Annotated in this window: 15 protein-coding genes and 2 tRNA genes; 5 read left to right on the forward strand and 12 right to left on the reverse strand. The window is 38.0% G+C overall.

Features of this window, described 5'->3' with window-relative positions; translation table 11 throughout:
• Together ABJN95_RS17330 and ABJN95_RS17335 are read right to left on the reverse strand one after the other, a co-directional pair.
• Positions 1–2,179: alkaline phosphatase PhoX (locus ABJN95_RS17330; RefSeq protein ID WP_348372260.1), on the reverse strand; the 2,179-nt coding region annotated here is incomplete at its 3' end.
• 349 nt (positions 2,180–2,528) lie between these two features.
• On the reverse strand, positions 2,529–3,017 hold the full coding sequence (locus tag ABJN95_RS17335) for an OmpA family protein (RefSeq protein WP_348372262.1): 489 nt from the start codon (positions 3,015–3,017) through the stop codon (positions 2,529–2,531).
• Positions 3,018–3,372: 355 nt separating this feature from the next.
• Between ABJN95_RS17335 and ABJN95_RS17340 the strand changes: the two genes are divergently transcribed.
• Positions 3,373–4,743, forward strand: coding sequence for a sugar transferase (locus tag ABJN95_RS17340; RefSeq protein WP_348372263.1), 1,371 nt, complete (start codon positions 3,373–3,375; stop codon positions 4,741–4,743).
• 318 nt (positions 4,744–5,061) lie between these two features.
• On the opposite strand, the gene ABJN95_RS17345 is transcribed toward ABJN95_RS17340, so the two are convergent.
• The 8 genes from ABJN95_RS17345 to mutS all read right to left on the reverse strand — a co-directional run bounded on the left by ABJN95_RS17345 (position 5,062) and on the right by mutS (position 14,714).
• Positions 5,062–6,402 (reverse strand): DUF3526 domain-containing protein, encoded by a 1,341-nt coding sequence (locus tag ABJN95_RS17345; RefSeq protein WP_348372265.1) that lies wholly within the window; start codon positions 6,400–6,402, stop codon positions 5,062–5,064.
• Entirely contained in the window at positions 6,403–7,842 is a 1,440-nt protein-coding gene (locus tag ABJN95_RS17350) for a DUF3526 domain-containing protein (protein WP_348372266.1), read from the reverse strand. It lies immediately after the preceding gene.
• A gap of 3 nt (positions 7,843–7,845) precedes the next feature.
• Positions 7,846–10,344 (reverse strand): TonB-dependent receptor, encoded by a 2,499-nt coding sequence (locus ABJN95_RS17355; protein WP_348372268.1) that lies wholly within the window; start codon positions 10,342–10,344, stop codon positions 7,846–7,848.
• A 93-nt stretch (positions 10,345–10,437) separates the two neighbouring features.
• Complete coding sequence (locus ABJN95_RS17360) at positions 10,438–11,127, reverse strand: ABC transporter ATP-binding protein (RefSeq protein ID WP_348372270.1); 690 nt, start codon at positions 11,125–11,127, stop codon at positions 10,438–10,440.
• Positions 11,128–11,368: 241 nt separating this feature from the next.
• The gene (locus ABJN95_RS17365; protein WP_348372271.1) at positions 11,369–11,674 is read right to left on the reverse strand and encodes a hypothetical protein; all 306 of its coding nucleotides are present in this window, start codon (positions 11,672–11,674) and stop codon (positions 11,369–11,371) included.
• A gap of 133 nt (positions 11,675–11,807) precedes the next feature.
• A tRNA-Leu gene (locus ABJN95_RS17370) sits at positions 11,808–11,891 on the reverse strand.
• Between the two features lie 56 nt (positions 11,892–11,947).
• Positions 11,948–12,019, reverse strand: a tRNA-Gly gene (locus ABJN95_RS17375).
• A gap of 112 nt (positions 12,020–12,131) precedes the next feature.
• The gene (gene mutS / locus ABJN95_RS17380; protein ID WP_348373215.1) at positions 12,132–14,714 is read right to left on the reverse strand and encodes a DNA mismatch repair protein MutS; all 2,583 of its coding nucleotides are present in this window, start codon (positions 14,712–14,714) and stop codon (positions 12,132–12,134) included.
• A 198-nt stretch (positions 14,715–14,912) separates the two neighbouring features.
• Between mutS and ABJN95_RS17385 the strand changes: the two genes are divergently transcribed.
• On the forward strand, positions 14,913–15,443 hold the full coding sequence (locus ABJN95_RS17385; RefSeq protein WP_348372273.1) for a TrmH family RNA methyltransferase: 531 nt from the start codon (positions 14,913–14,915) through the stop codon (positions 15,441–15,443).
• Between the two features lie 113 nt (positions 15,444–15,556).
• Here the strand turns inward: ABJN95_RS17385 and folK are convergent, their stop codons facing one another.
• Positions 15,557–16,702: a 2-amino-4-hydroxy-6-hydroxymethyldihydropteridine diphosphokinase gene (folK, locus tag ABJN95_RS17390; protein WP_348372275.1), complete on the reverse strand. Its 1,146-nt coding sequence runs from the start codon at positions 16,700–16,702 to the stop codon at positions 15,557–15,559.
• A gap of 229 nt (positions 16,703–16,931) precedes the next feature.
• Between folK and sppA the strand changes: the two genes are divergently transcribed.
• From sppA to ABJN95_RS17405, 3 genes are all read left to right on the forward strand, one after another.
• Positions 16,932–18,692 (forward strand): signal peptide peptidase SppA, encoded by a 1,761-nt coding sequence (sppA, locus tag ABJN95_RS17395; RefSeq protein ID WP_348372277.1) that lies wholly within the window; start codon positions 16,932–16,934, stop codon positions 18,690–18,692.
• Positions 18,693–18,695: 3 nt separating this feature from the next.
• Positions 18,696–19,406 carry a queuosine precursor transporter gene (locus ABJN95_RS17400; protein WP_348372279.1) on the forward strand — a complete coding sequence of 237 codons (711 nt, stop codon included), beginning with the start codon at positions 18,696–18,698 and terminating at the stop codon, positions 19,404–19,406.
• Positions 19,407–19,470: 64 nt separating this feature from the next.
• Positions 19,471–22,215, forward strand: a complete 2,745-nt coding sequence (locus tag ABJN95_RS17405; protein WP_348372281.1) for an AsmA-like C-terminal region-containing protein — start codon at positions 19,471–19,473, stop codon at positions 22,213–22,215.
• Position 22,216: 1 nt separating this feature from the next.
• On the opposite strand, the gene ABJN95_RS17410 is transcribed toward ABJN95_RS17405, so the two are convergent.
• Complete coding sequence (locus tag ABJN95_RS17410) at positions 22,217–23,011, reverse strand: DUF2797 domain-containing protein (protein ID WP_348372282.1); 795 nt, start codon at positions 23,009–23,011, stop codon at positions 22,217–22,219.
• Between the last annotated feature and the right edge of the window lie 59 nt (positions 23,012–23,070).

Raw genomic sequence — 23,070 nt, forward strand, 5'->3', positions numbered from 1 at the left:
CGGTAAAGGTCGGTGCAAGTGCAGTGAGGTCTGTTCCAAAAGGAACACTGATATCTACAGTGTGTCCTACTGCATCGATAACAGCGGGTGCCGACTCCTCGGTCATGCTGAAGGTTACAATATCGTTCTCTGCACTCAATACTACCTGTTCTTCAATACTAAAACTGTCAAAACTGGTATTAAACTGTGGCGCGTTTCTGCTCGTGCTGTAAATACCGGCCAAAGTCAAGTCTCCTGTACCAACAGTTCTTCCGGTGAAATAATCAGCAGGTACTGATAAATTTCCTAATAAGGTCCTTGTACCAGTACCAATGGTGTAATAGGCCTCGGCTGTTAAAGCATTGGGATCCATTACAAGTTCGAGTTCTAAATTTTGACCAGAAATACCGCTCAATATTACCTGTATCTGATTTGCTGCTGTTGAAAGGCCACCAGATTCTACGCGCATTTCTATATTATTGTTGTTATTTACATTGAGCTTTACAAAATTATCTTCGTCGTAACCATACCAGATTCCCGCCTGGGCACCACCAGTGCCAGTTACAACATTTAATAGAGAAGATCTTATCACTATGGGGCTGCTAACATTATCTAAACCAAGACCAAGACTATTTACCTGATTGTTATTATTTGAACTGGCAGGTGGATCTAGATAAGCAATTCCTCTTTGAGAAGACAATTGCAGGGCACCTCCACCCAAAGTTAATAGCGTGGGTTCGTAACCATTAATGTTCGTATCAGATACCGGTAAGTCTCCAGCTCCTCTGGCTTCGGAATGCTCCAATACTGCCGTAAAACCTGTTCCTGATCCAGTTCCATCAAGAAGGGTATTGGCAATGGAACCATTGAAATCTAAGTTCAACGGTAAAGTCACTGCAATGTCATTACAGTCTAAGGTACTAATTGGAGAGCATAGTACGGGGCTACCTAAATCTTCCGAACGTGCCAAAACCAAGGTTGTGGAATTATTGAATGAAATCGTGTTTCCGGCTGCGTCAACTTGTGCACTATTATTTGTGCCGCTCGGATGTTGAATCGACATAAACAGGAAGCGGTAATCTGGTGAAAATGTAATTCCCGTTGGTTCAGAACCTGTAGGAACATTTCCAAAAATCCTAACATTTGGTGCTGCTTGTGTATGTGTGCTACCAACAACCCAAATATAATTTTGCGTTCCCCCATCTTGAAGTACCCACAGATTACCATCTCCATCAAAAGCTAAATTGTCATTTCCGTTACTCCAATTCACTGAAGTCGCACCATTTCCATGCGCAATCGTATAAGAAGTATTGCCGACAAAAGTTTCCATTGTAGGTACAGTAGTTCCTACAAGAGGGTCAGAATCTTGAAAACGATATACTTGGTTTTCATCCTTCACCGCGAAGTAAACCATGCCGTCAGGGCCTATCTCTACATCTTCAATACCACTAAAAACAGTAGCTCCCGCCAAGGCACTTTGGTCGATGGTTGTATTGCGTTCTGCTATTGTGGTATTGTTTAGAAGAATCCAGTTACCGGAGCCATTCTTAGCACCACTGTAAACATAAAGTGAACCACTACTTAAATCTTGTGCAACGTCAGCAACAAATTTGTACAAATAGCCGGGTGTAGAATCTGCCCCTTGGTATACCGTTCGCTCATTTGAATGAATGACTACGTTTTCATGAGCCATATTACCCATTGCCCATAATTTGTTGCCATTTATAACCGTTTTAGTAACGGGGTCTATTTCAATATTCCAACCGAAATCATTATACCCATCGGCATTAAGATCTACAAATGGGTTGTTCACTTCTTCACTTGAAATAATGGTTCCCCAAGGGGTAACCGTACCAGAACAATTCGCTATTGTATTTGCTACACCACTAAAATCAACTGCTTCTGATGCCGTTGTTTGCCATAAGTTGGTGGTGCTATTGTAATTCATATCCAAAATACTGACACCCCCCGGGGCGGTCTCCGCATTAATACTCAAGTAACCGTTTTCACTACTTCCTCCAATAGGAACGTAGCCAGCAAAATCGTTGTTGGCAGGAAGTACTCCCCCTTGTGTAAGCGGGTCTCCCGATTCAATAATTACCTGAAAAGAGTGGGTAGATGGGATAACGAAATCGCTATTTTGGGCAGCAGGAGTAATCGAGATGAAATCTCCTATTTCCTGTGCTTTTACCTTTTCCATTGAAAAAATGAAAAAACAAAGTAAAACAAATGATAATTGAGTAATTTTTTTCATATTCGGTTCGGTCTTGATTGAAACAGCTGAATCAATGTGTATTTAAAAATACTTTTTGGGGAGAAGTACTGGTATTGAAATTGCCCTCTTTTGTAAAGAATGACGAGCCGAAAGTTATTAAAACCTCTTGTATCCAATTAGTTCTAGATACCATATTTGATAAAAGGTTGTATTTAATCGATTAAGTGTAGAAAATATTGATCAAGTAAGAGGTAGTCAGGGCAAATATTAGAAGGGTTTTACTATTGAATATGGTGTGTTCAAAATCGTTCGAAAACGACAATTAACATAAAAACTAATCACTAAAAACCACGAACTCTACACGCCTATTTTCACGATGCAAGGCTGCATCACAAACGGCGGTTTCGTCACATTTGTTTTTAGGTCTATTTTCCCCAAAAGATTCTATGTAGATTCTATTTTCGGAGACTTTACCTTTTATTAAAAAACGTTTCACTATTTCCGCCCTCTTTTCCGACAGTTTCTGGTTGTATAATACGGTTCCCTTAGTATCAGAATGAGCAACAACTAAGATTTCAAAAGTTGGATGGTTATCAAGAATTTGAACCAGCTTATTTAGTTTGAATTCGTTTCTTTTGTCTAATTCAAACGATCCAGAATCAAAATATATGTTTCCGATGTCGGATACCATTTTTTCCACAGCGTAATTGACAGAGTATTGCATCAAAGAATCTTTGGAACGCGATACTGTCTCTTGACCAAATAAATCACCTGAAAAAACTAAACAGAGGCATATTGCCACTATAAATGCTAAAACTTTCATTTCGTATCAGAAATTGGTGAGCAGTCAAAACTACACTGAATTAGGGCAAATCACGAAAAAATAGCATCAGATGATAGTATTTATCGTCGAAAAACATAAACTTGGTTGTTAAAACAAGAACACTACTTTCGCTTGTTATAAAATCTAGCACTGTTTACAATGGAATCAAAATTTATGCAATTGATCGTTTAATTAACGAATTCACCGATACGAAATTCTTGCTTTTACCAGTTCAAATTTGCCATGTTTTGATCGTATATCTGATTTTTAACTACTTCTAACTAATATCAGATGATCAAGTATTGTGATTTCAATATTTATTGTATACTTACGGCAACCAAACCATATTTTTTGAATGACAAGTTCGATTATCTTAAATATAAATGAGCGAAAGTTCATTTTGTTAGTGGGAGATTTATTGATAATAGGATTGGCTCTTAGTCTTTTTGTGAATAGAGCGGTTGACAAGGAATTTTTAGAGTTAACTACGCAAGTAGTTCTTTTTATTATGGGTTTTGTGTTGTATCTGGGTTACGCCTATATACTAGAAAGCTATGATATAGAAAAGGCAAACCTGAATGCGGGTTTGACCACCATGAAATCGATAGTAACCTCACTCCTTTTTGTTGTGTCTTTGGTGGTTTTTTCAATAATCGTATTCGACCTGAGTTTTTGGAGAAAATCGTTACTTGCTTTTTTACTGTTTACGCCCTTACAGTTTTTTATCTGGAGATTACTTTTTGAGTCAGTTTTTAAGATAGTTCATCTTACCAAAAATGTAGTTTATATATATGATAAAGAGACTAGTGAAAATATACAGGGTGATGTGCAGAAGATTAATGGTGAAGACTTCCAAACGTATTATAATGTGGTAGAAACGTTTTCAATTGAAAACGATCTGCCGCAATTTAACGATAAGATATTAAGAATAGATAATCAAATTAATGCGTGGATTGTTAACATTAAAGATTATAATGAACTGCCATTGCCGTTGGAGAGTAAATTATTGAATTCAATTATTGAAGGAAAGGATTTATTAACTTTCACCTCCTTTTATGAAAATGTATATGAAGCATTGCCCATAAAATCGAGAAACGATAGTTTCTATGAGATTTTGAATTTTCAAAGCATTCGAATACGCTACCTGCAAGCCATAATGAGCTTCCTTTTAAATTTCATTTTGTCGGTTGTAGTGGGATTTGTATTTCTGCTTGTATCTCCTCTGGTTTTTATCTTAAATCTTATGTTTAACAAAGGCCCATTGTTTTATTCCCAACATAGGGTGGGCAAGTACGGTAAGGATTTTAAAATATATAAATTCAGATCAATGGTGGTAAATGCAGAGCAAGATGGGGCAAAAATGGCAACAAAGGGAGATGCTAGAGTAACAGCTTTTGGTCGTATTTTAAGAAAATATAGAATTGATGAATTGCCTCAGATTCTATCTGTAATCAAGGGCGATATGCAGTTTATTGGTCCACGGCCGGAACGAAAAATATTTGTTGATCAACTCAAGGAAATGATTCCGATCTACAATGTTAGACATCTTATTAAGCCAGGTATCACAGGTTGGGCACAGGTTAAGTTCAAGTACGGTGAAACACTTCAAGATTCTATTGGTAAACTTGAGTATGACTTGTATTATATAAAAAATAAATCTGTGATATTAGATTTTAAAATTATTTTTAAAACAGTATCCACTGTTCTTTTTTCAAGGGGAATTTAATTTTAGCAACCTCCAAGATTTTTAGGCATTAGACGGTGCAAACAGTTAAATAAAGTATCGCAATTAAGTTGATTCTGTATCAATTTATTTAGAGATTCTAGCGAAAACCAAACAAAAAGCCGGCGCATTTGCTCTGGCCTTTCCGTACTTGAGATGTGACTTGAACCTTTACAGACTAATGTACTTTCAATTTTACGTCCATCTTATTTCATGTCATTTCGGTTCAAAAGAGTTCATAATGCATTGCGTTAAACTAACCAAAGGGCGATTATCTTGGTTTTTAAAAAGGCTAGCTACGCATTCTACGTCATTTGGGATTTATAATTTTCGAAGATTCACTAATGTCAAAATTCCAATTAAGGATACCATTAAAAATAGTGGCAACAACAAAGTAGCCCAACTAAAACCAGAAGATGTCTTATAAAACTTGGCCGAGTGCATTTTCCAATTGATCGAATCTGCCTGATTTTTGTCAAAGACTTTTGGGTAAAAGTTGAGGCGTAAACCTTCGTGAAATTCTGTTAGGTTTTTCAAAAAGTCCAAATGACTTACCATATCCGTACCGGCCAAACTATTGAAACTTAGTTGTGTATGCATTGTTGGGATAAAAAGTGCAACTTTTTCACTTACCTTATTCCGCAGCATTATTTTTTCCATCATTTCCATGCTGGTATCTTCCGCCGTCAAGTCTCCAGCGTGTTGCATGCCATAATACCAAATCCAACTAAATTCGTCTTCAGGAACAGGATATTCTTTATACTGAGGATAGGCCTCAAAAAAAACAGTCATCGTAGCATCTTTCTCCAAGTCCCATTTTTCATGATAGCCATCGCGCTGTTCAACCATAGCTTCAAGCGCTTCGGGCACTTGATATCTATTGAGAACATAGTTGTTAACCGTGGCGGGAATTAAAATCGTTAAAATAACCCAGGTCGAAATTAACGCTAAAGCGTTAAAGCTAGAGTTTTTTTGAAACGACACTATAAACAAGCATAAAATACTCCAAAAGAAGACGTACAAGATACTTTGTAGCAATATGGCCCAAAAATTTTGGTTTATAGAAATGCTAAGAATCCCACCGGCTAGTAGGAATAGGAAAATCAGAACGCCGAATACAAAAAGTATTCTTACACCTAGTTTTTTAAGCAAAAATTGCGCTCTTCCCGAGGTTTGGGCTGCCAAAATTCTCCAAGTTCCCAGTTCTTTCTCTTCGGAATACAAGTTAAAAGTCATGGCAATAATTACCAAGGGGAAAAGATAAATGATGACAAACCCCAAGTCTAAATTCCCCGACATTAATAAGGATGGGTTTTCAAAATCGGTATCGTATTTCTGCCCTTCAAGCCCCCGAATAGTCACTGCCTGTAACAGAGGATTTACATCACTCTGACCAATTGAAATTGCACCAAGGTTGCTAGGTTGCTTTATCAGTGTAAAGCGCAAATAATATAACAATAAGCCCAAATCATCATTGTGGTATTCAATATTTCTTGCAATGCTCTCTTCTTGAAATGCTTGTGCGGCAATTATGGCCTTTTCTTGTTTTACCAAATACTGTTTGCCAATCAAAATACTGATTACCCCAACGGTGACTAACAAGACCAAGCTTATTAAAAATATTTTTGTTCGAAAAAATGATTTAAACAGCAAACTATACATCTAAATGGCTTTGAGGTTAGTAGACATTCTTGACAATCCGAGAAGGGCCAATAGTCCCCATAGTACCAGGGCCAAAATGGAAATATTCTCGTTCTGAACAACCGTGGAAACTGTTAGAAAGCTGTATTCGAAAGGTGGAAATTCCTTCCAATAGCTATTGGAAATCACTTCAGGTCCAGCTTTTACCATATTCGGAATCAAATCCATCTGCAATTGATTCATTTCTTGGGCCAAATGATAACGATAGGCCTCGGCTTTTGCTTTGAAATGCAGAAATGACCTAAAATCCGTTCCGGAAAAAGCCATGGACAAGTTTTTAATTGCCGTATACGGATTTACAAAGGCAGAATAGCGTTCCAAGTCGTTTTGTTTCTGATAGACTTGATACAACCGTTCCTCGTGCTTATTGTAAATTGTAGTACTTAATTTTTCGCCTTGGGCCATGATAAATCCACCGTAGTTAAAAGGTAAGTCTTCCACCTTGTCGACTTGGTGCACCAGTAATACAGAATCTTTCAAGGCTTTAAAATGTGGATCATCTGGATTATGACTATCACCTTGCTGAATTAAATCGTGCTCCACGGAAGTTTCCATTTCTATTTTAGAGGGAGTAGGATATAGATAATACCCCATAGCCTGAAGCGATTTGGGTACGATGATTACAAACAACAACCAAATACCCAAAAGTTTTACCAAGGCGCCCTTAGCTGTTTTACTAAGGGCAGATACCAAGATGGTAATAGCACTTAGAATTGCAAAAAATAGCGCATAGGAAACGAATAACACGACAAACCTCAATACGCTATCGGCGAATAAGCCACCGTGTGATTCTATAAGTACAAAAGAAAAAACAACTATAAAAATCGAAAAAAGAAAAATCATTGATAGTCCGAAAAGACCCAACCATTTGCCGAATGTAATTTCCTTTCTCTTAATACCTTGACCGATTAGTAGTTTGAGTGTGCCATTTTCTCTTTCACGGGCAATGGTCGCAAAACCCAAATAGAAAATTAAAAGCGGTACAATAACCTTCAATAGCATCGCTAAGCTCACTTCACCAAAACGCAACAGCCCGGTAGACATGCTCGCTTCTGAAAAATTAACAGTATTCTGTTTGTGGGCTTCCAAGAATACAGCGTTGCCAACAAAATTTTCCATTCCCAAATCAAAAGCACTCAGTACATGTTTTAGTCGCAAAGCGAACGAACCATAATGGGCCATCCTGTGCGGATGCTTATCAGGATTGTTCTCCCAACTTTCTTGAACCTCATCTTGAATTAGGTCACGACTGTAGTTTTGGTCATGATAGTTTTCCCAACCGCTGTAAGCCGAAAAAACCAACAAAAAGATCATTAGACCCAAAGCAACTTGCATTACTTTTGACCTAAAGGCATCTCTCCATAGTTGGGTACCTAACAAATAGATTACTCTTTTTCGCATTTTTTAAAATTTATAGGTTGCATTTAGCAAGAAATTCCTTGGTGCTCCCGGGCCTAACCTAGAGGGGTTGAGACCACCCAACCAATACGTTTCATCAAATAAATTGTTCAACTTAAGTGTTAATTGAATGCCCGTATTGTCTGGCTTGTAATATACGGCAGCATCAAAAACCGTATAGCTTGGCAATAGCACTCTATCCGTAGCGTAAGTGGGGTTGTACCAAGTAAATCTTTCGTCTACATATTGAGCACCAAGGCCGAATCCAATGCCTTTTAAGGTATTGGTAATGAAATCGTAACGTCCCCAAAAATTTGCCGTATGCTTTGGAGCTCCCCCTATAGGTTCTCCAATGAACGCTTCAATGGCATCTTCTACAATTTCAGCATTAGCAAAGCCATAAGACGCAGTAAGGTTAAAGTTTGGCGTTACATAACCAGAAATATCCATTTCAAAGCCGGTACTTTTTTGCTCTCCTCGGGTTGTTAGGTTATCTAAATCATAGGTGTCACCCAATAATATGTTCTTTTGAGTGATATTAAAAATGGAAAGGTTGGCAAATATTTTTCCGTTTAAGAATTCTCCTTTTGCACCTACCTCAGTTAGGCTACTTTCTAGAGGGTCAAATCTGGCCGGTGAAGCGGCCCAAAAGAAACCTTCAGCCGTTGGGGATAATGAAACTGTATTGGTATGTGGTTGAAACCCTTCCAGATAGGTGGCATATGCGCTTATACTATTTGAAACTTCATAGGTTATACCTATTCTGGGCACAAATGCATTGGTTTTAAATTCTTCTTCATCACCTTTATAATCAAAAATATCTGTGAACGATTCATATCGCAAGTTCAATAAGGCTGAAAATTTACCGACTTTAAATTGGTTTTGAATATAGAAACCGCTTGAAGTATTCAAATTTGCAGGTATTGATAATTCAGAAAGATTGTAATCACTGACATCTCTAGCACCATTAAAAGGACTTTCTAAATTAAAGAAAGCTGCAGCTGGTTTTGGTATCGTAACACCGTCAACTACGATTTGTTCAAAATTATCCGCATTAGCTGGGTCAAAATTAGATTGACCCCCACTGACGGTTAAATATCTTCTGGCACGCAAGAATCCCGCTCCGATTTTTCGTTCCCAACGCGAAGCATCATAGCCAATTAATATTTTATTAGTAACCTTATCACTTTTGATATCATATGTAAAGTAGGTGCTGAAATTATCTGTTTCCCAAAATTGTTGTCTTTCATCATATCGCAACCTTGCCAGGGTAGGAATCACATTACCATCAATATCTACTACGGTACCACCAACTCTATGTTCGGCTAAATCTTCATCCCAAGTTTGTTTCATAAACTGGGCATTGAAACCAAAGTTGTCAGCAAACTTTTTACTGAAATTGGCCATGAAAATAAACTCCTTATTTTTGTAATGGTCACTAGATGCACCAACATTTCTTGTAACAGGGGTACTATTCAAATCAAATTCACCATTGATTGAACCAAAAATAGGTTGTCCTCTATCTAAATTGCCTTCAGCATCACTATAAATCATTTCTACATTCAATGATGTACTTTCATTAGGAATATAGCTTAAAGATGGCGCAAATAGAACCGCATTGTTGTTTACAACATCTCTAAACGAATCTGCCTCTTGAAAAGCAGCATTGAAGCGGTACAAAAGCGTTTTTGACTTATTTAAAGGCCCCGTAAAATCGGCCGTAGCTCTTAAGGTTCCAAAACTTCCTGTCGTTAAAGACACTTCACTGCGTTTTTCCGTCAACGGTTTTTTGGTTACCATATTTACTGTACCTCCTGGATCTGCACTGGAAAAAGTTACCGATGATGGCCCCTTTACTACTTCAACACGCTCTAAATGAGAGGTAATTGGCTGTAGAAAGTAGTATTGGCGGGTTCGCATTCCATTGAGTACTTGACCGTCGTCAGCCTGGGTAATACCACGTATGTTATAATGATTATATAAACCTGTTGCTGTAACATTACTAACCGTCTTAACCGCATCTGGTAGCTGAAAAGCTAATCGGTCTGCTATCAGTTCTTTAGTAACTGAGGTTATTGCTAGTGGCAATTCTTTATTGGCTATGGCCACTTTTGTTGCTGAAAACGAATAGTCACTATTGTAATCAGTTCGGGCTCTACCGATAACTTCGACCGATTGAAGTTGTTCAACGCCTTCTTCCAATACGAGCGTACCTAAATCATAGGTCTGATTTTGGTCAAATGGTTGCTGCAAACGCAATGACCGTAACCCCACATAACTGACATCAATTTGATAATTTCCGCTTTGAGAAAGTTCAAAAGTAAAGCTTCCATCGTCTTGAGATACCGTGCCGTTCCTTGTTCCTGAATCTTGGTTTGTAAATGAAATGGTTGCTCCCAAAATGGACTGACCATCGGTATCGACTATTTTACCCTCAATTGCAATTTGGCCAAATGAGGTATGAATTGTAATTAGTATTATTAGTATTGATATATAGTGTTTCATCTGTTTATTTTTAATGTTTTTTATCTGTCAGATGTAATTCGCCAATAACCATCACGATTAGAATCGAGCATGTTTATGGCTCATTTCATGATTCTAAATAGTTTCTAAGTAAAGTTGATTTAATTGTCCAGCGTCTATGTCACTAGCTTTCAGTTGTTGTGCAAGTACGCCTTCCTTCATTATGCCTATAGTAGTACCCAGTTCTACAGCATTGAAAATATCATGGGTAGCCATAAATATGACCTTGCCCATATTGGCCAATTCCTTGCAGATTTTTGTGAATTCAGAAGTGGCTTTTGGATCTAAACCAGAGGTAGGCTCATCCATAAAAATAACTTCGGCGTTTTTGGCTAGTGCCACTGCAATACCGACTTTCTGCCGCATTCCTTTGGAGTAGGCCGATAGCCTTTTGTGCTGCGCATCTGATTGCAATCCTGTTTTGGTTAGAAATGCCTCTAATTCTGCTGTTGTGTATTTGAATCCCGCCAGACGACTAAAGAAATCGAGGTTTTCTACACCACTAAGATTGCCATAGAGTTGCACCGTCTCAGGTATATACGCCGTGAGTTGGTTGGTATCGTCTTTACCTACTTCTTGGGTGCCAATAAAAGCTTGACCTCCATCCTTATCGATAAAACCAAGAAATATATTGATGGTTGTTGTTTTTCCCGCACCATTCTGTCCGAGTAAGCAGAAAATTTCGCCTTTGGATACTTCAAAGGAAACATCTTTTAAAGCCACTTTTCCCTGGTAGGACTTGCCTATGTTTGTTGCTTTCAACATAAGGTTTATTGAATTTAAATTATTAGTAAATCTTACAAACACCCATACATACTGTGGTTAACAATAATTGGAAGTTTGAACTTGTTGAAGACGAACCCTGCAAAAAGGGAGTAGCCCATAGCATGTCAAATACCTAGAAAACCTTGATAAACCCACAAAGAGGGAGTCACCAAATCATTCAAAGGGTGAGTTAAAAGCACCTATCCCATAAAAGGGAGTAGGGTACTACATTTACAATGGACTATGAGAATTGTGGGGGAGGGCGAGTAAATTGATTACTCGATAAAAATTTGTTATTAAAAACAACCTTGGGAGCTGTACTATTGAGTTTTTGTTCTAATAATAAATGCTCTTTTTGAGGAACAACAGTGGCATCTGATTCAATAAGTGGTATAAAACTAACCGCTGTAGTGATGTGACAAATCTCACAGTGTTGCACATCGGTATCATCATTGTGCGGGGTAAGTGCATGTAAGCCAGCAACCTTGAAGAATAAAATCAAGGCAACATAAAATAGGGCGATATGGTGCTTACTATTTTTAATCACGAGGATAAAAATAGATAATATTTTGAACCCTGATGCAATAAAATACAGCTATTTATTAGCAAGGCTTGAAAAAGCAGAATTTGTTGTAGCTGAATAAAAAAGCCAAGATTCTAAAATCTTGGCTTTCCTTTTGTACTCGAGATGGGACTTGAACCCATACGGACTAATGTCCATTGGATTTTAAGTCCAACGTGTCTACCAATTCCACCACTCGAGCCTCAATGTACTCGCTAGTACATGAATAAAAAAAACGCTGACCAGCAGCGTTTTCTGAGCGAAAAAAGGGATTCGAACCCTCGACCTCCACCTTGGCAAGGTGATGCTCTACCCCTGAGCTACTTTCGCGTATGGTAATTTCAATTTAAAAAGAACTTGCATTAGTGGCTAATGCGGATGCAAATTTAATACATTTCTATAAAATCCAAAGGAATTTCTTTTAAAAAAAGCTTGGCTAGCTTCAACTCGTCGCCTTTTTGTTTTTTGTCAGTAAACGCTTTATTTCATTCAATTTCATCAATGCCTCTACTGGGGTTAGGGTATTGATGTCAAGATGCGTTATCTCCTCTTTTATCTGCTCTAAAAGGGGGTCATCTAAATTGAAGAAACTCAATTGCATTTCGTTTTGTGCAGCATTTAAGGTATCGGTAAGTTCTTCATTGGAATGTGATTTCTCAAGCTTTTTTAAGATCTTATTTGCCTTTGTAATCACGGCCTGGGGCATACCAGCCATTTTAGCGACATGTATTCCAAAACTGTGTTCACTTCCACCTTCGGTAAGCTTGCGCAAGAAGAGCACATTGTCTTTCAATTCCTTTACGGAAACGTTGAAATTCTTGATACGCTCAAAAGTGGCCGCCATTTCGTTCAACTCATGATAGTGCGTAGCAAAAAGGGTTTTCGCGCGTGCAGGATGTTCATGTAAGTATTCCGAAATCGCCCAAGCGATTGAAATGCCGTCATAGGTGCTGGTTCCGCGTCCAATTTCATCGAGCAACACTAAACTTCTTTCTGAGAGATTGTTTAAGATCGATGCGGTTTCGTTCATTTCAACCATAAAGGTTGATTCACCCATTGAAATATTGTCACTTGCACCAACTCTTGTGAATATCTTATCGACGTAACCTATTCGAGCATACTCGGCAGGAACAAAGCTTCCCATTTGAGCCAATAGAACGATAAGGGCCGTTTGTCTCAGAATAGCCGACTTTCCACTCATGTTTGGCCCTGTAATCATAATTATTTGCTGATTGTCACGATTCAAAATAACATCGTTAGCTATGTATGCCTCTCCCAATGGTAATTGCTTTTCAATAACAGGATGTCGACCATTTCGAATTTCGATTTCCGTGGAATCATTTAGAATTGGTTCAGTGTATTTGTTTTCCTTCGCCAATTGGGTAAACCCGCATAGGCAATCGAGTTGTGCAATTTGATGGGCATTGTTTTGTACAGGAGCGATGTATTCTTGCATCCAAACCACCAATTGCGAAAACAATTGTTGTTCAAGACTTAAAATACGTTCCTCAGCACCTAATATTTTTCCTTCGTATTCTTTTAGTTCTTCAGTTATGTATCGCTCTGCATTGACCAAAGTCTGTTTTCGAATCCATTCTTCTGGCACTTTGTCTTTATGGGTATTTCTTACCTCAATATAGTAACCAAATACATTATTGGACGCTATTTTTAAAGAGGTAATACCAGTTCGTTCGGTTTCTCGATCTAACATTTTAGACAAATAATCCTTTCCTGAAAAGGCCAAGGCACGCAAGTCGTCAAGTTCTTCCGAATAACCATCAGCAATCGTTTTTCCTTTTGAAATCTGAATCGGTGCTTCTTCGTTCAGCATCTCCTTTATCTTCGAGCGTAAGCTATCGCAAGAATGCAATTGATCTGCAATTAATTGTAGGGCATCGCTATCTTGCTGTGAAGCCACTTGCTTGATAGGAACAATAGCCTCCAGCGAATTCTTCAACTGAACAACCTCTTTCGGATTAATTTTTCCTGTAGCAACCTTTGAAATTAGACGCTCAAGATCACCCATTTGTTTGATATGGTGTTGCAGTTTTTGTAATACCGGGTCTTCTGTGGTCAAATGCGCAATTACTTGATGTCTTCTCCTGATTTTCTCTACATTCTTCAAGGGGAGTGCCAACCATCGTTTCAACAACCTCCCACCCATAGGCGAAATGGTTTTATCGATAATATCACATAAAGTAACGGCATTTAGGTTGGTGGAATGATACAATTCAAGATTTCGAATTGTAAAACGGTCCATCCAAATATATTCCTCTTCGGCAATCCGTTTTAAAGAACTAATATGCTGAAGTTGTCGGTGCTGAGTTTCAGACAAATAATGCAAAACCACGCCAGAGGCAATGATTCCATAGGTCAAATGATCAACACCAAAACCTTTTAAAGTCTTCGTTTTGAAATGATTTTTAAGGGTTTCTTGGGAATAGTCTTCCTGAAATACCCAGTCTTCTATAAAGAAAGTATGGAAGCGTTTTCCAAAAAAATCTTGAAAGTCTTTTTTGTGCGCTTTGGAAACCAAAACTTCATTTGGGGCAAAGTTCTGAAGCAATTTGTCTATCTGTTCGGCATTGCCTTCAGCGGTTAAAAACTCTCCAGTTGAAATATCAACAAAAGACACCCCAATTAGATTACGACCAAAATGTACAGCAGATAGAAAATTGTTTGTTTTGGTGTCAAGAATATCGTCGATCATCGCTACCCCAGGAGTCACTAATTCTGTTACCCCTCGTTTAACGATTGTTTTCGTCATTTTTGGATCTTCTAGCTGATCACAAATGGCGACGCGTTGCCCGGCTTTCACCAACTTCGGTAGATAGGTGTTTAAAGAATGGTGCGGAAAACCTGCCAGTTCGGTTCTATCGCCGCCATTATTTCTGTGGGTAAGAATGATCCCCAAAATTTTAGATGCCTTAATCGCGTCTTCTCCAAAAGTTTCGTAAAAATCACCAACACGAAACAATAATAAGGCATCAGGATACTTTGTCTTGATGGTATTATATTGTTGCATTAAAGGGGTTACCTTCTTGGGTTTTTGCGTTTTTTTCAACAGACAGTTTTTAAGACGATTTAATGTAAATAGCGCTTAAAACGAATGTACTATTTTTGCTAAGGAATTTACCCAATTGTTGATATTATGGGGATAACTTTTAAAGTTGAAAAGCAAGTGTAAATTCAAAATAATTGTTTCTAACTACGAATCTTTTTCATGCGAAAATTAACGAACGAAGAGTTACCGCGATTGGATGTTGATGCCTTTAGAAAAGAGAAAAAAACGCCTATTGTGATTGTTTTAGATAATATTCGAAGTCTTAATAATATCGGCTCGGTGTTTCGAACTGCTGATGCTTTCTTGATCGAAAAAATATACCTCTGTGGCATTACCGCAATACCTCCCCACAAAGACATTCGGAAAACGGCTTTGGGAGCCACGCAAAGTGTTGCATGGGAATATCGAGAAAACACCCAAGCGCTAATTGAAGAATATAACGCAAAGGAATACGAAACGATAGCGATAGAGCAGGTTGAAAAGGCGATGATGTTAAATGACTTTAAGATCGATGCTTCAAAACGGTATGTTTTGGTTTTTGGCAATGAGGTAAAGGGGGTAGCTCAGGGCGTAGTTGATGTTTGTGGACAAGTCGTTGAAATTCCTCAGTTTGGAACTAAACACTCTTTAAATATATCGGTCAGTGCGGGCGTGGTAATCTGGGATTTTTGGCAGAAATTGAACGCATAAAAAGGCCCGAAACAATCGGGCCTAAGGTATAGTTTGAGTTAGTTAGTTGCGTTTTAGCAATTGCTAATTAAACAAATCCATTGGTTCTATGCAACATTTTCCTTAAAATTAACTTAAAATGGCAGTTGAACCGCGAATTTTAAAATTTGGTCCACGATGCGATCATAGTCATCTGAGTTTTGAACAAAATCCATTTCACCCAAATCGATGACTAAATTATTTTGCTCAGGGTAACTCTTTATGAAATCGAAGTATCCTGAATTGATTTTTTCTAAATATGCGGGTTCAATATTTTGTTCGTACGCTCTACCGCGATTTTTAATGTTCTTTAACAGCTGCTCGGTAGTTTGGTATAAGTAAACGTAAATTTTAGGCTTCTTTACTTCCTTATACATCAAATTGAACAGCTTCCGATAGAGCGCAAATTCTTCCTTTTGTAAGGTGACATGAGCAAAAATCAATGATTTATAGATATCGTAATCGCTGACCATAAAGCTTTTGAATAAATCGTATTGCGAGGTGTCATCGGTAAACTGTTGATATCGATCTGCTAAAAAAGACATTTCCAAAGGGAAGGCATAACGGCTTTGGTCCTCGTAAAATTTCGGTAAAAAGGGGTTGTCGGCAAAACGTTCGAGTACCAATTTGCCGTTGAAATCTGCAGCTATTTTGTTGGCCAAAGTGGTTTTCCCGGCACCAATATTACCCTCGATCGCGACAAAATTAGTGTGGGCAAAGAGATCACTCTTGTCCTTAAAAAGGCGATATGCGGTTTTTTCGAGTTTTCCCTTATCTCTACATTCCTGTAACAGGTTGCGGGTATCTTTACTTAGTACAGGATGATAGAACTGCGGAGCAATGTCGGCCAAAGGCCTCAGTACAAATTTGCGGAAGGGAAGCTCAGGATGTGGAATGACCAAATGCTCATTGAATACCGTTTCTTTATCATAATACAAGATGTCGATATCTATTTTACGGGCTTGGTAACCCTCTTCTTCAAAACGTGCCCTCCCCAAAGTAGTCTCAATTTTCAAGAGGACTTCTAGTAGTGCCTCTGGAGGTAATTCGGTTTGAATTGACATACAGAGGTTGAAAAAATCTTCCGCTTCAAAACCCCAGGCACTCGTTCGATATACGGGTGATATGCGTAGCACCTTACCAGCTTTTTGATGAATCGCAAAGATGGCATCCTGAAGGTTATTCAGTTTGTCGCCAATATTGCTTCCTAAGGAAAGGTATATGGTTTTGGTTGAGTTCATAATCGGGATTAACAAAGTAAATAAAACAAAATCACTTTCATTGAACTCGCTAAGACTTTTTGTTGTGAACCGATATTTTCAGCTCAATGAAGGATTATTCGAACGACATAACCTTAGCTTAGGTTTGAGAATAAGACAAAATTTGTATGCAAAAGGTAAAAATAGAGGTAAAATAAAAAATCAATAGGAGTTCATTATCTTTGAAGGATATTTATAACACAACATTTTTATGAACTTTTTGCGAAATTTTTTGGCAGCCATTTTAGGTTGTCTTGTTGCCTTCGGCATTATTTTCTTTATGTTTTTCTTGTTTGCGAGTTTGCTGAGTAGTTCAGAGGATACCGTTGTGGTTAAGAAAAATTCCGTTTTAGAACTTCAGCTGCAACTCCCTATAACAGATTATGTTGGTGCCAATGCTGACGACCCTTTTGCGAGTTTGTTCAAGGCATCTCAAGGCCTAGATGAAATTCTGAATGCTATTGAAGTGGCCAAAGAAGATGACGATATCAAAGGTATTAGCATAAATAACAATTTTACGCTCGCAGGATATGCCCAAACACATGAAATTCGAAGAGCGCTGCAAGATTTTAAGAAAAGCGGCAAATTCATCTATACCTTCGCCGATTTTTATATGCAGAAAGACTACTATTTGGCAAGTGTTGCTGATTCTATTTTTATTAACCCCGTTGGGGCATTAGATTTTAAAGGTTTAGCTTCTGAAGTCTTATTTTATAAAGATCTTCAGGAAAAAACGGGTGTTAAGATGGAAGTTATACGACACGGAAAATACAAAAGTGCTGTTGAACCGTTTTTGGAAAATGAGATGAGTGATGCCAACCGAACTCAAATTAAAGAATTGATAAGTTCTTTATGGAATTCAATCATTGAAGAGATTTCTGATGAACGCAATATTCTTCCACGAGATTTGAACAGTATCGCTGATACCCTTGGTGGAAGAACTCCGCAAATGGCGAAAACAGCCGGACTTATTGACGAGATTGTTTTCTACGATCAGTATGAACAAAAATTAAAATATGCTGTTGACCCGGTTTTAGATAACGGTTTGAATATTATAACCCTTGAAGATTATTTTGTTCGTTCAAATCGGAAAATGAAAAGAAAGGGAAAAGATAAGATTGCCATTATTTTTGCACAAGGTGAGATCATTTATGGAGAAGGTGGTCCTGACATGATTGGTCAAGGTTTAATGAATGAGGCGATAATCAAGGCAAAGGAAGATGACCAGGTCAAAGCGATAGTTTTGAGGGTAGATTCTCCTGGTGGAAGTGCACTTTCATCCGATATTATTTGGCGAGAGCTCGAATTGGCCAAAGAAAAGAAACCGGTTGTTGTTTCTATGGGTAATGTTGCAGCTTCCGGGGGGTATTACATAGCCGCTGGTGCCGATAAAATTTATGCAGAACCAACCACAATAACCGGTTCAATAGGTGTTTTTGGTACAATTCCGAATATAAGTGAATTGGCTGCGGATATAGGTATTAATGCTGAGCAAGTAGGTACCAATAAAAATTCCGTTGATTATTCGCTTTTTGAACCGATGACCGATGGTTTTAGAAGTACGGTGCAAGAGGGTATTAAAAAAACTTACGATACCTTTCTAGACCGTGTTTCTCAAGGAAGGAATATGTCGATTTCAGAGGTTAATGATGTGGCTCAAGGTAGGGTTTGGAGCGGAGTCGATGCCAAACGTATCGGTTTAGTAGATGAATTGGGCAATCTTAATGATGCCGTTCAAGAAGCTGCTAAAATGGCGGAGATTGAGGAATTTGGAATCAAAAAATATCCTCGGTATAAAACCGGTCTAGAACGTTTCATGGAAGATTTTGGTGGAGCAAGCGCCAAAACAAAAAAGAGCCTTATCGAACAAGAGATAGGGGTAGAGGCTTACACTATCATAAAACAGGTAAAATCTGCAATGGAACAAAAAGGCCCTCAGACAAGAATGCCATTTGTTTTGAATATCAAGTAATTCATGACCCCTGAAAACAAAAAACTGGCTTTTAGAATATACCTCTATCTAGGTGCCTTGTTCATTACCTCCTTAGTGGTGTCAAACCTGATTTTTCAAAAGTTCTTTTACTGGAATCCCTTTGGTGATGTCAAGGTTTTTGGTGCTCCTCTTTTTGAAATATCTGTTGGTATTTTACCCTATCCTATAACCTTTTTGATTACAGATTTGATTTCTGAAATTTTCGGAAAGAAAAAAGCGAATCAAATTATTATAGCAGGGATTTTTGCTTCTGTGTTCTCTATGGGTATTGTTTATGTAGCTTCTGTTGTTCCTGCAACAAGTTGGTCTCCAATTGAGGATGATATATTTCTTGAAGTATTTGGCAAGACTATTTTAGCTGTGGGAGCTTCAATGATCGCTTATTTATTGGCTCAGTTTGTTGATGTTCATTTATTTCATTTTTGGAAAAAACTCACAAAAGGAAAGCACCTATGGCTTCGGAATAACTTTTCAACGTTCTTATCTCAGTTCGTAGATACATTTACTGTTCTGACCTTACTTTGCTATTTTGGTGAAATAGAATGGCAGAGATTTAGCGGCTTACTTGTAGGAGGCTTTTTATTTAAAGTTTTAGTTGCCTTCTTCGACACCCCTTTCCTCTATTTCTTCGTATATCTCTTAAGAAAACGATTTGGTCTTAAAATGGGGGAGGAAATTAACTTGGATATTTGATTCAAGTTTTAAAATATTCTGTCTTCCCGAGAGTTATAGTTATACACTAAATAAGCACGGAGGTATGGGAAAGAAAATCTTAAAAATTTTTGGTGTTCTTTTGTTGTTGGTAATCGGAGTTTTAATCGCTGCACCTTTTATTTTAGAGGCTAAGATTGGCGATATCATCAAGAACAATGTGAACAATAATGTCAATGCTTCTTTAGATTTCTCGAATGCCAGTCTGAGTTTGATACGAAGTTTCCCAGATGCTGAAGTTTCCCTTGAGAACCTTTCTTTGATCAATAAGGCACCATTTGAAGGCGATACACTCTTTGCAGCTCAACAGGTAGATTTAAGAATGGGCATTCGTCAACTTTTAAAAAATGAAAACGAATCTATTGCTATCGAAAGCTTATTTATCGATGGAGCTAATCTTAATATCATAGTAGACGAGACGGAAAGCGCCAATTATGACATCGAGAAAGATTCGGGTGTTCAAGGCCAGGCCAAGGAAGAATCTACCGGATTTCAGCTTGCCATGAAATCCTACGAAATAATTAACTCTTATATTTCGTATCTAGATAAATCTTCAGGAATATCTTTTAAACTTTCCAATCTACAACACGAAGGAACCGGAGACCTTTCACTAGCCGCCTCTCAACTAGATACACATACCGAAGCACTGGTTACCCTTGAAATGGATAGCACGAACTACATGAATGAAAATCGAGTACTGCTAGATGCCATCATCGGAATAGATTTAGCTGAAAGTAAATATAGTTTTCTAAAGAATGAGGCGGTAATTAATCAGTTGCCTTTGGTTTTTGATGGCTATGTCAAAGTAAATGAGAACAGTCAAGAAGTGGATATTAACTTTAAAACTCTTTCTTCAGAATTCAAGAATTTTCTAGCTGTCATTCCTCAAGAGTATTCCCAGAACATTGAAAATGTACAAACGACCGGAAATTTTATAGTTGAAGGAGAATTCAAAGGCATCGTTGATGATTCCTATATTCCAAAATTCAATATCGGTATCAATTCTGAAAATGCTTCTTTTAAATATCCTGATTTGCCAAAGTCGGTACGCAATGTGTTTATCGATGTTGATGTCATCAACAAAACAGGAGTTACCGAAGATACATATGTCGATGTTGGAAAACTCTCTTTTATGATTGACGACGATACCTTCAATATGGTCGCTAAAATCAATGAGTTGATGGGAAATGCCAAGGTGAACGCTCATGTAGATGCGAAGATAAACTTGGCAAATATAGAACAGGCCTATCCTATTCCTGCAGATTTGGATTTAAGGGGTATACTAGAGGCCGATATCACAACAGCTTTCGATATGGCATCGGTTGAAAATCATCAATATGAGCGCACTGAGACAAGCGGTAAGATGAGTCTTAAAGACTTTCAATATGATTCCGAAGAACTGGTGCACCCCATAATATTAAAAGCTACTGCACTTACTTTTAATCCGGAAACGGTAACCTTAAACGAACTAGAAGGGGCTACGGGTAGCACTGACTTCAAGGCAACCGGAACTATAGATAACCTCCTGGGTTATATGTTCAACAAAGAAAAGATAGCAGGCAATTTTGATTTGAAGTCCGACACTTTTGCGCTGAATGATTTCATGGTAGCTGATGAAGACTTTGAAGCGGGTGAGACCAACGAAAATGGAGAACCAATCATTGGAGATGAACAACTCAAAATTCCAGCGTTCTTAGACGCCAATATCAACGCGACCGCTAACACCGTTTTATATGATGATTTGGTTTTGAAAGATGTAAAAGGAAACCTCCGAATAAAAGATGAGAAAGCGATATTAAGTAATATGACTACCGCCGTCTTTGATGGCAAAATGGCTTTTAGTGGAGAAGTATCTACTAAAAGCGAAACACCAACCTTCAATATGAAATTAGGTATGACCCAGTTACAAATTGGGGAAACCTTTAAATCTCTAGAATTGTTCAAAGTACTGGCCCCCGTAGCTGAAATTTTAAAAGGAAAACTCAATTCAGATATTGAACTTTCAGGAGCGCTTAGCGATAACTTCACTCCAGATTTGCTTTCCCTTAGTGGCAACATGCTTGCTAATATTTTCACCAAGAATTTTGAGACGGAGTCATCACCATTAATGACCGCCTTGGCCGGTAAACTAGATTTTATTGATTTAAAGCAATTGAATCTTAACGATTTAAAAACGAAGCTCTCCTTTAAAGACGGTGTGGTGAGTGTAAAACCGTTCACGCTAAACTATAAAGATATTGCTATCAATGTGGATGGCGGCCATACCTTTGACCGTAAAATGAACTATATCGCAACCATGGAAGTACCGGCCAAATATTTGGGAAGCGAGGTAAACAATTTAATCGCTAAAATTGATGATCAGCAATTGCAAAATTTAACGATTCCGGTAATAGCCAATATTGGAGGTGATTACAGTAGTCCTAATGTTACCACCGATTTGACCTCGGGTGTGAAGACGTTGACCTCAAAATTGATCGAAGTTCAAAAACAAAAACTAATCAACACGGGGAAAGATAAAGCCAAAGATTTATTAAATGATGTATTAAGTGGTAATTCATCAGAAGCAGATTCTAGCCGAACTAACGATCCTGCTCAGGATGCTGTAAAAGATGTTTTAGGAGGAGTTTTAGCAAGTGGCAAAAAGGATAGTACGGCAACAAAAACCGATTCTGTTGTTGTGACCTCAGAAGATGATGTAGTAAAGAAGAAGGCCAAAGATATCATAGGTGGATTCCTTGGAAGAAAGAAAAAGAAAGATACGGTTAAGGCTGAGCAAGATTCAATTAACTGATTTAGGAAATCGCTAAACTGACATAATACCCTTCGCTACCGCGAACATTAAAAACGGTATTATCCTCAAAAATCAGATATTGCCCTTTTATCCCTTTGAGAACTCCTTCAAATTCTGGGGTTTTTGACAGGTTCAAGCTTTTCACTTTTTCAGGATACTGCAAAACAGGAAACTCCAAATTAGTCTCGGTATTATTGTCAATAAAGTATGCCGCGGCTTCCTGAGGAACATAAGGTTTGAGTTTATTTCTCCATGCCACCAAATTTTCATCTTCCACTGAATTGGTAAGCATTTTACGCCAATTGGTCTTGTCGCCAATATGATCTTTTAGGGCCACTTCGGTGATACCAGCTAAATAGCGGTTCGGTACTTCAACAATTTCAATTGCTTCGTGTGCCCCCTGGTCTATCCATCGCGTTGGTACCTGCGTCTTACGGGTTACTCCAACTTTGATATTACTAGAATTGGCCAGATACACAATATGAGGTTGCAGCTGTACTTTTTTTTCATATTCCAAATCGCGATCTTCCTTTCCTAAGTGTGCTGTACTAAGTTCTGGACGCATAATCCAATCTCCGGCCGATGGAATTTCATAAAAGCAGCTTTTGCAGAAACCTTGGCGAAAAATAGGCCTGTCATTGCCACAATTCAGACATTGATGTTTGATAAAGGTGATTTTTAGACGCTTGTTGAGCACCTGGTTCACATTTAAAAAATCACCTTCGAAAATCATATAATACTGAATAGGACTACCTATTTCAGTAGGCATTTTTTGTAATACACCTTCGTACTGCATAAAAGTATTTGTAATTTGAAAATGATAACTATTAAACCTATTTTTAGCTTTAAACTTGT

This window comes from Maribacter sp. (assembly GCF_039974175.1).
Classification (GTDB): Bacteria; Bacteroidota; Bacteroidia; order Flavobacteriales; family Flavobacteriaceae; genus Maribacter_C.